Consider the following 13,469-nt stretch of genomic DNA (forward strand, 5'->3'; position numbering starts at 1 on the left):
AATGCCGCACCCACGCGCCGTCAGTAGCTGGCGCTGTCATCATCCACGAGTTCGTCAAGTGCCCGGACAGCGATCAGCGCGCCGCCCATGAGCATCAGTGTCCGCCCCAGCGACCGGGTAAGGTTGCGCGGAATCAGCGTGGCAATGCCGTCCCGTGCCGCCCGGGCAACGTCGCGCCCGTCCCGGATGTCGCGCAGACGCGGGCGCCCGGCCGGTTCCGGCAGGCGCAGCGCGGCGGGTTCGATCCGGCAGGCGACGAGGCCGATCCCGACCATCGCCAGACCGACCAGGATCGGAGAGTACCCTGGTTCCCGGATCATCCCTTGACGGCCTTCACGATTTTCTGCGCGCCGTCCTTGAGGTCGTCCGCAGCGATCACGTCGAGGCCGGAGTTGTTGATGATCTCCTTGCCCTTCTCGACGTTTGTGCCTTCGAGACGCACGACCAGCGGCACCTTCAGCCCCACCTCTTTCACGGCAGAGACCACACCCTCGGCAATCACATCGCAGCGCATGATGCCGCCGAAGATGTTCACCAGAATGCCTTTGACCTGCGGGTCCGAGGTGATGATCTTGAAGGCTTCGGTCACCTTTTCCTTGGTCGCGCCGCCGCCGACGTCGAGGAAGTTGGCAGGCTCGGCACCGTAGAGCTTGATGATGTCCATGGTCGCCATCGCGAGGCCCGCGCCGTTGACCATGCAACCGATCTCGCCGTCGAGCGCGATGTAGTTGAGGTCGTACTTCGACGCCGCCAGTTCCTTGGCATCCTCTTCGGTGGTGTCACGCAGTTCGGCGATGTCGGCATGGCGGTAGACCGCGTTGCCATCAAAGCTGATCTTGGCGTCCAGCACCTTGAGATCGCCTGCGTCGGTGACGATCAGCGGGTTGATCTCGAGCATCTCCATGTCTTTTTCGATGAAGGCCTTGTAGAGCAGCCCCATCAGGCCGACACACTGTTTCATCGCCTTGCCGTCCAGACCCAGCGCAAAGCCGACGCGGCGGCCGTGGAACGACTGGTAGCCGGTGGCCGGATCGACGGCGAACGACAGGATCTTCTCGGGTGTCGAGGCGGCGACCTCTTCGATGTCCATGCCGCCCTCGGTCGAGCAGACAAAGGACACGCGGCTGGTCTGCCGGTCCACCAGCAGGGCGAGGTACAGCTCGGTCTCGATCCCGCTGCCGTCTTCGATATAGATGCGGTTGACCTGCTTGCCCGCCGGACCGGTCTGATGCGTGACCAGGGTGCGGCCCAGCATCTTCTTGGCTTCCTGCGCGGCTTCTTCGACCGATTTGGTCAGGCGAACGCCGCCCTTTTCGCCGGCATCGGCCTCCTTGAAGGACCCCTTGCCGCGGCCACCTGCGTGGATCTGGGCCTTTACAACCCAAAGCGGGCCGTCAAGCGCCCCTGCGGCGGTCTTGGCTTCGTCCGCCTTTAGAACCACGCGGCCATCGGACACCGGAGCGCCGTAGCTGCGCAGCAGGGCTTTCGCCTGATACTCGTGGATGTTCATTAGAAACTGTCCCGTCTTGCTGCGATTGCATCGTGTATAGGCACAGAGTTTCGGCAGGTTTAACGGAAATCTTGCGCAACTCGGCAATTTGGCGTTTTTTCCGGGTTTTGTGATCACGGCGGAAAAAGGTGTGATCACATAATCGGCGGAACTTGGCTGGCCAGTCCAAATAATGCGCTTTTGCAAGATTCGTCAGCCGTCGCCGCGCTGGTTGCCAGCCCCTGTCGGCAAGGCTAGACCAGACGCTGCACCCGGTAAGGACATTCAGACATGCAGCGTATCACCCGGATCAGTGACGACAAGCATAACCCGACTGCGATTCCCGTGGTCGCACTGGCGCACAACGAGCGCAACATCCTGCCGGACTTTCTGGCGCATTACCGGGCGTCCTGCACGGCATCGTTTCTGATCGTCGACGACCATTCCACCGACGGCAGCCGCGAATATTTGGCCGCGCAACCCGATGTGACCCTGTTTCAGCCGGTCGCGGGCGCGGAGTTCCTGAAAGAGAGGGCGATCTGGAAATCCGGGCTGCTGGATCATTACGGCGCCGGCCGATGGTGCATGGCACCGGATATTGACGAACACTTCGTCTGGCCCGGGATGCCCGGCAAAAGTCTCGAACAGTACATCGCCGCGATCGAGGCCGAAGGCGCCGAGGCGGTCGCCGCGCTGATGATCGACATGTACGGCGACATGCCGCTCAGCGATCACCTGCACGACCCGGACGAGGGCCCGAGCCTGTCCCGGAGATTCCCGTATTTCGACGGGCATGGCGCCTATCCGCTGGGCTATTTCATGCGCCCGATCTCGGCGGCGCAATCACGCGACAGACCGACCCCACCGGTGCGGTTCAATGGCGGTGCCCGTGACCGCCTGTTCTTTCTCAGCGACCTGAAGGCGAATGCGCTGCAACACTGGCTGATCGAGCGCTACCTGCGCATGGACCAGCGGGTCAACCCGGGCGCGGGCGAACTGCCGATGCGGTTGCTGGCACGGCAGTTGACGCGCGGGCTTTTTGCGCCGGCCCTGAACGCGACCAAGATCGGCCTTATCCGGTGGCAGAGCGGCATGATGTTCAATGGCCACAAGGTTGACCGGCGTCTGGTGATGTCGGAAAGCGTTGCCGCCCTGCTGCATTTTCCCTTTACCCGGGGCCGGGCCGGGATCGAATACATTGTCGGTCGCGGCCAGCACGCCGGCGGCAGCCGGTATTATCGCAAATTGCTGGAAAGCGGCGGGCTGGACAGATCGCCGCGCGCAGCCCACAGCCGGTACTACGAGGGCGCATCAAGCCTGAGCGGGCTGATGCGGGATGTACCCGCTGCGCGCTGAGAGCGACCGAAGCCGGTCGCAGGGCTTTTTCATCGTTGTAAGGACGGGCCCGTGCAGGTTCTGCCACACGGACCCGTAGGTCTTGTGGATCAGGCCAGCGAGCCGTCGATACCCTTGCAGGCTTCGACCAGGCCTTTCACGGCATTGACCGAATTGTCGAACATTGCCTGCTCGTCCTTGGTCATCTTGATGTCGACGATCTTTTCGATGCCGCCGGCGCCGATGATCGTCGGCACACCGACGTAGAACCCCTTGAGCCCGAATTCGCCGTCACAATAGGCGGCGCAGGGCAGCAGGCGCTTTTGATCCTTGAGATAGGCCTCGGCCATTTCGATGGCGCTGGTTGCAGGTGCGTAGAACGCCGAACCGGTCTTCAGCAGGCCAACGATCTCGGCGCCACCGTCGCGGGTGCGCTGCACGATGGCGTCCAGCTTTTCCTGCGTGGTCCAGCCCATCTGCACCAGATCGGGCAGCGGGATGCCGGCCACGGTGGAATAGCGTGTGAGCGGCACCATGGTGTCGCCGTGTCCCCCGAGGACAAACGCGGTGACGTCCTTCATCGACACATTGAACTCGAGGCTCAGGAAGTGGCGGAAGCGTGCCGAATCCAGAACGCCGGCCATGCCGCAGACCTTGTGCGCGGGCAGGCCCGAGAACTGCTGCAGTGCCCAGACCATCGCATCCAGCGGATTGGTGATACAGATCACAAAGGCGTCCGGCGCGTTGGCGGCAATGCCTTCGCCCACGGATTTCATCACCTTGAGGTTGATGCCCAGCAGATCGTCACGGCTCATGCCCGGCTTGCGCGGCACGCCGGCGGTGACGATGCAGACGTCGGCGCCAGCAATGTCGGCATAGTCGTTGGCGCCCTTGAGGCTGGCGTCAAAACCTTCCGAGGGGCCCGATTCCGCGATGTCGAGCGCTTTGCCCTGCGGCGTGCCCTCGGCGATGTCGAACAGGATGATGTCGCCAAGTTCCTTGATGGCTGCAAGGTGGGCAAGCGTGCCCCCGATCTGTCCTGCGCCGATAAGGGCGATCTTCGGTCTGGCCATGGATGCTGTCTCCGCTCCGTTGGAATTTCCGGCATGGCTAGAACTTTGCGCCGCCCCGCGCAAGTGCGCTGCACCGCGGCGCTGTCGTACAGCAGGGCTGTTCCATTGCCGATCCAACGGATAAGCCTAAGCGGACAAAGCATTTTGAGGAGCTCTCAATTGGACCTTCTGACCCCTTCGAATCTGGCGGTTGCCATCCCGGCTGTGCTTTTTGCGGGCATTTCCAAAGCCGGGTTCGGATCCGGTGCGGCCTTTGCCAGCGCGTCGATTCTGGCGATCATGCTGGATCCGGGGCAGGCCCTGGGCATCATGCTGCCGCTGCTGATGCTGATCGACATGGCAAGCCTTCCGGCCTACTGGAAAAAATGGCACTGGCCCGATGCCCGCATTCTGCTGCTCGGGGCGGTGCCGGGAACGCTGCTGGGGGCGGTCTTCTACCGGATGGCAGATCCCGATGTGATCCGCTTCCTGATCGGTCTGATCGGAATCGCCTTTGTGGTCTGGCAGATGATGCAGAAGGCAGGGCTGCTTCAGCTTGCGCAGCGCCGCTTTGGCGACGGAACCGGACTGGTGGCTGGCGGCGTCCTCGGGTTCACCAGTTTCGTCAGCCACGCCGGCGGACCGGCCGCTGCGGTTTATCTGTTGGGACAGCGGTTGCCCAAGACCACCTACCAGGCCACCACAGTTCTGGTGTTCTGGGCGGTGAATCTGTTCAAATCGGCTTTTTACGCCTTTATGGGTATCTTCACCCTGCAGACACTGACGTTTGATCTGGTTCTGGCGCCTGTCGCCATCCTCGGAACCTGGCTTGGCGTCCGGGCGCATGCGCTGGTTCCGGATCGGCTGTACTTCGGGCTGACCTATGTCTTGCTGACCGTAACCAGCATCAAGTTGATCTGGGACGCGCTGAGCTGAGCGCAATCTCTCGCCGAGTTCCACTTCCGGGAAGGAAACATTCCCGGCGAGACAAAGTCGGCGGCGCCTCCGGGAATTTTCAGGCGTCGTTGCCCACAGGGGGCAGGGCGTCGGCAAAGGCTTCGAACGCCTGCCCGCTGGCCACAAGGCAACTGATGCCGTCGGTTCGGGTGACAGTGATGGTCCAGGTGCCGGTTTCGTCCGACGCAAAGACCTCGATCACCGAGTTGTTGGTGCCCAGGCCCATCGACTGCCGGGTTTCGCCGAATTTTGATGCCAGCCGGTCGACGACATTGGCCCGTGGCGCGCAATTGGCAGGCTGCGAAACGGCTGGGCCTGCAGGCCAGGCCGTCAGAAACGTGGCATTCAACAGTGTCAGGAGCATATGTTTCATTAACTATCCTTTCGGATCAAGGCGGTGCCGCAGGTGGTTCGCCGGGCCCGACCGATGATGTCCCAGGTTCCGGAAAGCGTGCAGTGCCGGTGCAGGCGGTCCGGTCTTGCAAGGATGCCTTACAGCTGTTGAACCAATGGTTAACGCGGCGCACCCTTCGACCAAAGCAGCCCTATGCTGCATCGCAGCGATTTTATGCTTGATCTTTTTGCAAAAAAATGGCCCAAACCACGCAATAAAATTCCGCCAGGAGATTCCCATGGACATGCGCGCCCGCCCTTACCGTTCCGTTCTCTATATTCCGGCCTCGAAAGAGCGCGCGTTGGACAAGGCGCGCAAACTTCCTGTCGATGCGATCATCTTTGACCTCGAGGACGCGGTGTCACCTGATGAAAAGGTGCGCGCCCGCGAAACTCTGGCCGTTGCGCTCGCCGAGGGGGGCTATGGTCATCGGATGAAGATCGTCCGGATCAACGGGCTTGATACCCAATGGGGCCTCGACGATGCGGCGGCGGTGGCCAAAATGGCCTGCGATGCGGTTCTTCTGCCCAAGGTGGACGGCCCGGACCAGCTCGATGCGCTTGCCGACATCACCGGAGACCTTGACCTCTGGGCGATGATGGAGACCCCGCGTGGCATGTTGAACGCCGCCGCCATCGCCGCCCATCCGAAATTGCGCGGCTTTGTCATGGGAACCAACGATCTGGCCCGCGAACTCAACAGCCGTGCGGATGCGGGGCGTACCGCGATGATGCCTGCGCTCGGGCTGTGTCTGCTGGCAGCAAAGGCCGAAGGCATCGTGATCATCGACGGCGTCTACAATGCCTTCAAGGATGACGCCGGTCTGCGGGCCGAAGCCGACCAGGGCCGCGACATGGGCTTCGATGGAAAATCGCTGATCCATCCGGCGCAGATCGAAGTGGCGAATGCGGCCTTCGCCCCAAGCGAAGAGGAACTGGCACTTGCCCGGCGGCACATCGCCGCGTTCAATGCGGCCCAGGCGGACGGGCTCGGCATTGCCGTTGTCGATGGACGGATCGTCGAAAACCTTCACGTTGCCACGGCACAGGACGTTCTGGCAAAAGCCCAGGCAATCGAACGTATTGCAGCGGAGTAAATCATGCCCTTTCTCGTCTTCGGCCTTCTCCTTTGGGTGGGCGCACATGTCTTCAAGAGATTGTCGCCCAAGCGACGTGCCGATCTTGGCAAGTCGGGGCGGGGGCTGGTCGCCATCCTGATCCTTGCCGGGCTGGTGATGATCATTCTTGGCTACCGCGCGGCACCCTTCATCGACGTCTGGACGCCGCCCGGGTTTTTCGTGCACATCAACAACCTGCTTATGCTGGCTGCGGTTTTTGCCTTCGGGATGGGCGCGACCACAGGTCGGCTGCGCGGCAAGATGCGCCACCCGCAGCTGACAGCCGTCAGCATCTGGGCTGTCGCGCATCTTCTGGTCAACGGAGATTTCGCTTCGATCCTGCTGTTTGGCACAATGCTGATCTGGGCAATCTCAGAAATCGTGCTGATCAATCGCGCCGAACCGTGGCAGCGGCCCGAGCCGGGTCCGGCGAAGAAAGACATCGTTCTGGTGGTGATTACCCTGGTGATGTTTGCGGTGATCACTGCCATCCACACATGGCTCGGCGTCTGGCCGTTCCCGGGGTAAAGACATGAAACTGTACAGATTTCTCAGCGAAGACGACACATCCGCCTTTTGCCACAAGGTCACGGCGGCCCTGAACAAGGGGTGGGAGCTGCACGGCGCCCCCACCTACGCCTTTGACGCCGCGAATGGTGTGATGCGCTGCGGCCAGGCCGTCACCAAGGACACGCCAGGGACTTATGTCCCGGACATGAAGTTGGGAGAGCAGTGATGGCGAAGGCGGTTCAGAAGACCAACGCAGGCCGGTTTTTTGAAGATTACACTATCGGGCAGGTGATCGACCATGCCGTGCCGCGCACCGTCGGCACGGGGGAGCGCGCGCTATATCATGCACTCTATCCGGCCCGGCATGCGCTGTATTCTTCGGATGCCTTCGCGCAGTCCTGCGGCCTTGCTGCCAGTCCGCTGGACGACCTCGCCGCATTTCATGTGGTCTTTGGCAAAACCGTGCCGGACGTGTCGCTGAACGCCCGGGCCAATCTGGGCTACGCCGAGGGCAAATGGCTAAAGCCGGTCTGGCCCGGCGACACTTTGCGCGCGCAGTCCGAGGTGATCGGGCTCAAGCAGAACTCGAACGGGCAGACCGGCGTCGTCTGGGTCCGCTCGCGCGGTCTGAACCAGCACGACGACGTGGTGATGGAATATGTCCGTTGGGTCATGGTCAAGAAGCGGGACCCGGAGTCCGCAGCACCGGAAACCGTGGTGCCGGACCTTGCCAGTGTTCTGGATCCGGGCGATCTGGTTGTCCCGGAGGGGCTGGATTTCAGCCGGTACGACACGACGCTGGCCGGAGAGCCGCACCGACTGGCCGATTATCAGGTGGGCGAGACCATCGACCACGTCGATGGCGTCACGATTGAAGAAGCCGAACACATGATGGCCACGCGCCTGTGGCAGAACACGTCGAAAACCCATTTCGACGGCACCATGCGCGACGACGGCTCGCGGCTGATCTACGGCGGTCACGTGATTTCGATGGCGCGGACACTGTCGTTCAACGGGCTTGCCAATGCCCAGATGATTGTCGGGCTGAACGCGGGCAGCCACGCAAACCCGTGTTTTGCCGGTGACACGGTCCGCGCCTGGTCCGAGGTTCTGGACACCGCCGAAACATCGGCCCCTGGCGTCGGCGCAATCCGTCTCAGACTGGTTGCGACCAAGGGCGGGGCGCCGTTTGCGCTGCGTGGCGACAACGGCAAATATCTTCCGCATGTGCTGCTGGATCTGGACTACTGGGCCCTGATGCCCATGTGATTCCGGGGCGCCCGGTGAGGCGCCCCCTTGCGCCCCCAAAATAGACACCGGCACAGGCCCGCCCCATGCGGATTTCGGATGGGGCCCGGGGCCCTTGGCGCGCATGCAGGTGGTCCTGCCGAGGGTGAGTCGCCCGGATTTCAGCTGCCCGGCACCAGAGAATCGCGGCAGCGATCGGTTTACATTGCAGATTCGCGTTAGCGCCAAAGATGTGATCACACCTTTTAAAGCGTGATCACAAAAGATCTCGCATTTGCAGCATTTGGGAAAAAAACCGCCGTCCTTTGGGCTCGCATACCGTGACACAGCCGCAAAAAGAGTTAGAAACGTACCCAAGGGAACCGAAAGGACTAGGCATGGCCGACGTGAACCGGGGCAACCGCCCGCTCTCTCCGCATCTCACCATCTACGCACCGCAATTGACTTCGATGACGTCGATCCTGACCCGGATCACGGGCAACGCGCTGATCGTCGGGATGCTGATGATCGTCTGGTGGCTGCTCGCGGCGGCAACGTCGCCCGACTATTTCGCCACCGCCAATGCGGTCCTGACAAGCTGGTTCGGCGATCTGGTCCTGTTCCTGTCGCTCTGGGCGCTTTGGTATCATACCCTCGCCGGTGTGCGGCACCTGATCTGGGATCAGGCCATCGGGCTCGACCTCGATACCGCGTACAAGATGGGCTACGCCGTGATCGGCGGCTCCGTCCTGCTGACCCTGATCACCGTCATCATTCTCTGAAGGAGCACACCATGGCTTTTCTGACCGACCGCAAGCGCGCCGTGGGCTGGGGCTCTGCAAAATCCGGCACGCAGCATTTCTGGTTCATGACCGTCTCGGCCGTGGCGCTGCTGATCCTGATCCCGCTGTTCATCTTCACCTTCGGCGGCATCCTCGGTGCCCCTTACGAAGAAGTCACCGCCTATTTCGCGCGCCCGTTTCCGGCGATTGTCGCCGCCTTGACCATTGTTGTGTCGTTCAAGCACTTCAACAGCGGCTTCCAGACCCTGATCGAGGATTATGTTCACGGTCCGATGGAAAAGGTTCTCATCATCGGCATGACCTGCCTCTCTTATGGTGCCGCGGCGACGGGCCTTTTTGCCATCGCCAAGCTGGCCCTTTGACTTACCGGAGCAACAGATAAATGGCTGCATACGAATACGAGACGCACGACTATGACGTGGTTGTGGTCGGGGCCGGCGGCGCGGGCCTGCGCGCAACTCTGGGCATGGCCGAACAGGGTCTGCGCACCGCCTGCGTGACCAAGGTCTTTCCGACCCGGTCCCACACCGTCGCCGCCCAGGGCGGCATCGCCGCGTCGCTGTCCAACATGGGGCCCGACCATTGGCAATGGCACATGTACGACACGGTCAAGGGCTCGGACTGGCTCGGTGATACCGACGCGATGGAATATCTCGCCCGCGAAGCGCCCAAGGCGGTTTACGAGCTGGAACACTACGGCGTGCCGTTTTCGCGCACCGAAGAGGGCAAGATCTACCAGCGTCCCTTTGGCGGCCACACCACCGAGTTCGGCGAAGGCCCCGCGGTGCAGCGCACCTGCGCCGCCGCCGACCGCACCGGCCACGCAATCCTGCACACGCTTTATGGCCAGAGCCTGAAGAACAACGCGGAATTCTACATCGAATACTTCGCCATCGACCTGATCATGACCGACGGTGTCTGCACCGGTGTGGTCTGCTGGAAGCTGGATGACGGCACGATGCACGTCTTCAACGCCAAGATGGTTGTTCTGGCTACCGGCGGCTATGGGCGTGCCTATTTCTCCGCCACCTCCGCACACACCTGCACCGGTGACGGCGGCGGCATGGTGGCCCGCGCGGGTCTGCCGCTTCAGGACATGGAGTTCGTGCAGTTCCACCCCACCGGCATCTACGGCGCAGGCTGTCTGATCACCGAGGGCGCGCGCGGCGAGGGCGGCTATCTCACCAACTCCGAGGGCGAGCGGTTCATGGAACGCTACGCGCCCAACTACAAGGATCTCGCGCCGCGCGACTATGTCAGCCGCTGCATGACGCTGGAGATCCGCGAGGGCAGGGGCGTCGGCGCCGAGTCCGACCACATCCACCTCAACCTCTCGCATCTGCCAAAAGAGGCACTGAACCTGCGCCTGCCCGGCATTTCGGAATCCGCCCGCATCTTTGCCGGCGTCGACGTGACCAAGGAACCGATCCCGGTGATCCCGACTGTGCACTACAACATGGGCGGCATCCCGACGAACTATTGGGGCGAAGTTCTCAATCCGACAGCGGGTGACGCCAATGCGGTCGTGCCCGGCCTGATGGCCGTGGGCGAAGCGGGCTGCGCCTCGGTGCACGGCGCCAACCGTCTCGGTTCCAATTCGCTGATCGACCTCGTGGTGTTTGGCCGCGCCGCCGCGATCCGCGCAGGCAAGGTCGTCGACCGCGACTCGGCTGTGCCGACGACCAACACCGCTTCGGTCGACAAGGCGTTTGACCGCTTTGACGGATTGCGCCACGCCACCGGCGCCATTCCTACCGCCGATCTGCGCCTGGAGATGCAGAAGACCATGCAGCGTGACGCTGCGGTGTTCCGGGAATCCGCAACCCTGTCGCATGGTGTAAAGGAAATGACCGTGATCGCGGGCAAGATGGGCGATCTCAAAGTCACCGACCGCAGTCTTGTGTGGAACTCGGACCTTATGGAAACGCTGGAGCTGACCAACCTCATGCCCAACGCGCTGGCCACGATCGTCGGCGCAGAGGCCCGCAAGGAAAGCCGGGGGGCCCATGCGCACGAGGATCACGCCACGCGGGACGACGAAAACTGGCGCGTGCACACGATCAGCCGGATCGAGGGGGCAACGGTCACCCTGTCGCATCGTCCTGTCATCACCGACCCGCTCAGCACCGAGGCCGAGGGCGGCATCGCGTTGAAGCGGATTGCGCCCAAGGAAAGAACCTTCTGATGCGGACGGGTTTGATATGTTTGGCGGTGTTCCTGACAGCCGCAGCCGCCAATGCCGGTTCTTACGGCATGACCGGCACGTACACTGCCGACGACCATCGGGCAGTTATCCTTCAGTGCCGGAAGGATCTGGGTTATGGTGCGGCGCAGATCAGGATCACCACGGGTTTTGAAAAAGCCAGCGGCGCAGGTGCTGTGCCGCGGGTTCTGCCAGCCGGATATATTACCCCGGTCGCCGCTGCCGAGATCAATGCCTGTGCTCAGTCGCGCCTGGCCGCGCACCACGTGCGCCCGGCACCGGCAGCGGTGATACGCCGGACAGCGCCTGTGGCGCCAGTGGCCTACGGTTGCCCGCCGGACGCACCATTCCTGTATCGGGGGACACTGTATTGCCCGCAAAATTGACCACTTGCCCGCCTGCGCGCCATCTTGTGACCATGGTGATTCTGGCGGTGACGCTGGCCGGTTGCAACGCGCAAGCCCAGGACGAAATCGCCCGCGCGGCGGCACGGTCCACCACAAGCAAGGTTCTGGCGCAGCGTCTGCCGGGGGTACCCCTGCAACCGGCGGTGAACTGTGTGATCGACAATGCCAGTTCCCAGCAGATATTGGCGCTGGCGGCAGATTCCGTCACCGGACCAACGGAATCGACCTTTCAGATCGTCTCCGGCATCATTCAGAAACCCGAAACTCTGACCTGCCTGGCGGCCGAGGGGCTGCCCGCGCTGTTGCGATAGGAGTATCATGAACACCACGCTTTCCCGTCGCCGCCTCCCGTTGCGGCTGAAGCAGGAACCGACGCCGTGATCGACCTGCGCCGCAGCCTGCACCGCCGGATGGCCCGAGCGCTGACGCGCGGTGGCTCCCATGTCATGCCGGACCGCATGCAGGCCCGCGCCTTCGCACAGCTTGTGCCAGTCCCGGATCTGGTGGTCGATGTGGGGGTCGGACGCGGCACGCCCTGGCTGTACGGTGCTTTCCCGGACAGCGCCTTCCTGCTGGTTGACCCTATGCACGAGTGTCGCGAGGACGTGGCGCGTCTGTATCCCACGATGCAGTCCGAGTTCGTTGAAACCGCGCTTGGCGACGCGCCGGGTGAGGCGCAGCTCAACATCCCGCTGCGGGGCGAGGCGGTGCGCGGCAACATGGCCAGCCTGCTGAACCGGTCTGACGAACACCTGGCCAAAATCGACAGCTGGCAGACCCGGACTGTCCCCGTCACAACGCTCGACAGGTTGCTGGCCGACCGACCGGGCCGGATCGGTCTCAAAATCGATACCGAGGGCGCAGAAGCAAACATCCTGCGTGGCGCCACGTCCATACTGCCACGCTGCGACTTTGTCGTGCTCGAACTGTCGCTGTCACACCGTTTCGAGGAAGTGGCGCCTCCCTCGGCTGCCATCGCCTTGCTTGCGCAGGCGGGGCTGGAAATGCGTGACGTTCTGGCGGTGAGCGGATCCGGCGCCGCCACCTCTGCCCGCCACATTGACGCGCTATTCACCCGCTGGAACGGCTCTGACGCGACCGACCGCACCTGATACAAACGGCAAAGACCGACTGAGGAGTATTGCCATGGTTGAACTCACACTGCCCAAAAATTCACGGATTCAGACAGGCAAGACCTGGCCCAAGCCGGAAGGGGCCAGCAACGTTCGCAAGTTCAAGATCTATCGCTGGAACCCGGATGACGGCAAGAACCCGCAGGTCGACACCTACTTTGTCGACATGGACACCTGCGGTCCGATGATTCTCGACGCGCTGATCAAGATCAAGAACGAGATCGACCCGACGCTGACCTTCCGCCGCTCCTGCCGCGAAGGGATCTGCGGCAGCTGCGCAATGAACATTGGCGGCATCAACACTCTGGCCTGCATCTACGGCATGGACGAGGTGAAGGGCGATGTTGCGATCTATCCGCTGCCGCACATGCCGGTGGTCAAGGATCTGATCCCCGACCTCACCCATTTCTACGCCCAGCACGCCAGCATCATGCCCTGGCTCGAGACCAAGACCAACCGCCCGGCAAAGGAATGGAAGCAAAGCATCGAAAGCCGCGAAAAGCTGGACGGGCTTTACGAATGCGTGATGTGCGCCTGCTGTTCGACGTCCTGCCCGAGTTACTGGTGGAATGGCGACAGATACCTGGGCCCCGCAGCGCTTTTGCATGCCTATCGCTGGATCATCGACAGCCGGGACGAGGCAACGGGCGAGCGTCTCGACGAGCTTGAGGATCCCTTCAAGCTGTATCGCTGCCACACAATCATGAACTGCGCCAAGACATGCCCGAAAGGTCTGAACCCGGCAAAGGCGATTGCCGAGATCAAGAAGCTGATGGTGGAACGCGCTGTCTGAGCGATGATCGCAGGGGCCACTCCTGGTCACCTTCGCACGAACCCGGGGG

Annotated in this window: 16 protein-coding genes; 12 read left to right on the plus strand and 4 right to left on the minus strand. The window is 62.4% G+C overall.

Annotated features, from left to right (window positions below; translation table 11 throughout):
• Positions 1-20 precede the first annotated feature (20 nt).
• Positions 21-320, minus strand: a complete 300-nt coding sequence (locus FOY53_RS06835) for a hypothetical protein (RefSeq protein WP_246107314.1) — start codon at positions 318-320, stop codon at positions 21-23.
• A complete protein-coding gene (sucC, locus tag FOY53_RS06840; protein ID WP_146587045.1) occupies positions 317-1,510 on the minus strand; it encodes an ADP-forming succinate--CoA ligase subunit beta in 1,194 nt (397 codons plus the stop codon). The genes FOY53_RS06835 and sucC overlap by 4 nt, the downstream gene beginning before the upstream one ends.
• 270 nt (positions 1,511-1,780) lie before the next feature.
• Here sucC and FOY53_RS06845 point away from each other — a divergent pair, with 270 nt between their 5' ends.
• Complete coding sequence (locus FOY53_RS06845; RefSeq protein WP_146587047.1) at positions 1,781-2,845, plus strand: glycosyltransferase family 2 protein; 1,065 nt, start codon at positions 1,781-1,783, stop codon at positions 2,843-2,845.
• Between the two features lie 89 nt (positions 2,846-2,934).
• Here the strand turns inward: FOY53_RS06845 and mdh are convergent, their stop codons facing one another.
• Entirely contained in the window at positions 2,935-3,897 is a 963-nt protein-coding gene (gene mdh, locus FOY53_RS06850; RefSeq protein ID WP_146587049.1) for a malate dehydrogenase, read from the minus strand.
• 159 nt (positions 3,898-4,056) lie between these two features.
• Here mdh and FOY53_RS06855 point away from each other — a divergent pair, with 159 nt between their 5' ends.
• Complete coding sequence (locus tag FOY53_RS06855) at positions 4,057-4,812, plus strand: sulfite exporter TauE/SafE family protein (RefSeq protein WP_246107315.1); 756 nt, start codon at positions 4,057-4,059, stop codon at positions 4,810-4,812.
• Positions 4,813-4,891: 79 nt separating this feature from the next.
• Here the strand turns inward: FOY53_RS06855 and FOY53_RS06860 are convergent, their stop codons facing one another.
• On the minus strand, positions 4,892-5,197 hold the full coding sequence (locus FOY53_RS06860) for a hypothetical protein (protein ID WP_372833383.1): 306 nt from the start codon (positions 5,195-5,197) through the stop codon (positions 4,892-4,894).
• Between the two features lie 268 nt (positions 5,198-5,465).
• Between FOY53_RS06860 and FOY53_RS06865 the strand changes: the two genes are divergently transcribed.
• The 10 genes from FOY53_RS06865 (at position 5,466) to FOY53_RS06910 (ending at position 13,420) form a co-directional block, all read left to right on the plus strand.
• The gene (locus tag FOY53_RS06865; protein WP_146587056.1) at positions 5,466-6,323 is read left to right on the plus strand and encodes an HpcH/HpaI aldolase/citrate lyase family protein; all 858 of its coding nucleotides are present in this window, start codon (positions 5,466-5,468) and stop codon (positions 6,321-6,323) included.
• 3 nt (positions 6,324-6,326) lie between these two features.
• Positions 6,327-6,872 (plus strand): NnrU family protein, encoded by a 546-nt coding sequence (locus tag FOY53_RS06870; RefSeq protein WP_186766537.1) that lies wholly within the window; start codon positions 6,327-6,329, stop codon positions 6,870-6,872.
• 4 nt (positions 6,873-6,876) lie between these two features.
• Positions 6,877-7,080 (plus strand): DUF1737 domain-containing protein, encoded by a 204-nt coding sequence (locus FOY53_RS06875; protein WP_146587060.1) that lies wholly within the window; start codon positions 6,877-6,879, stop codon positions 7,078-7,080.
• The gene (locus FOY53_RS06880; RefSeq protein ID WP_146587062.1) at positions 7,080-8,123 is read left to right on the plus strand and encodes a MaoC family dehydratase; all 1,044 of its coding nucleotides are present in this window, start codon (positions 7,080-7,082) and stop codon (positions 8,121-8,123) included. Before FOY53_RS06875 ends, FOY53_RS06880 begins: the two co-directional genes overlap by 1 nt.
• A gap of 356 nt (positions 8,124-8,479) precedes the next feature.
• Positions 8,480-8,863 carry a succinate dehydrogenase, cytochrome b556 subunit gene (gene sdhC, locus FOY53_RS06885; protein ID WP_146587064.1) on the plus strand — a complete coding sequence of 128 codons (384 nt, stop codon included), beginning with the start codon at positions 8,480-8,482 and terminating at the stop codon, positions 8,861-8,863.
• 11 nt (positions 8,864-8,874) lie between these two features.
• A complete protein-coding gene (gene sdhD, locus FOY53_RS06890) occupies positions 8,875-9,246 on the plus strand; it encodes a succinate dehydrogenase, hydrophobic membrane anchor protein (protein ID WP_146587065.1) in 372 nt (123 codons plus the stop codon).
• A gap of 20 nt (positions 9,247-9,266) precedes the next feature.
• Positions 9,267-11,069, plus strand: coding sequence for a succinate dehydrogenase flavoprotein subunit (sdhA, locus tag FOY53_RS06895; protein WP_146587067.1), 1,803 nt, complete (start codon positions 9,267-9,269; stop codon positions 11,067-11,069).
• Between the two features lie 436 nt (positions 11,070-11,505).
• Entirely contained in the window at positions 11,506-11,805 is a 300-nt protein-coding gene (locus FOY53_RS06900) for a hypothetical protein (RefSeq protein ID WP_146587212.1), read from the plus strand.
• A gap of 66 nt (positions 11,806-11,871) precedes the next feature.
• Positions 11,872-12,606 carry an FkbM family methyltransferase gene (locus tag FOY53_RS06905; RefSeq protein ID WP_146587069.1) on the plus strand — a complete coding sequence of 245 codons (735 nt, stop codon included), beginning with the start codon at positions 11,872-11,874 and terminating at the stop codon, positions 12,604-12,606.
• Positions 12,607-12,640: 34 nt separating this feature from the next.
• Complete coding sequence (locus FOY53_RS06910) at positions 12,641-13,420, plus strand: succinate dehydrogenase iron-sulfur subunit (RefSeq protein ID WP_146587071.1); 780 nt, start codon at positions 12,641-12,643, stop codon at positions 13,418-13,420.
• Positions 13,421-13,469 lie beyond the last annotated feature (49 nt).

The organism is Puniceibacterium confluentis (assembly GCF_007923445.1).
Lineage (GTDB): Bacteria > Pseudomonadota > Alphaproteobacteria > Rhodobacterales > Rhodobacteraceae > Puniceibacterium > Puniceibacterium confluentis.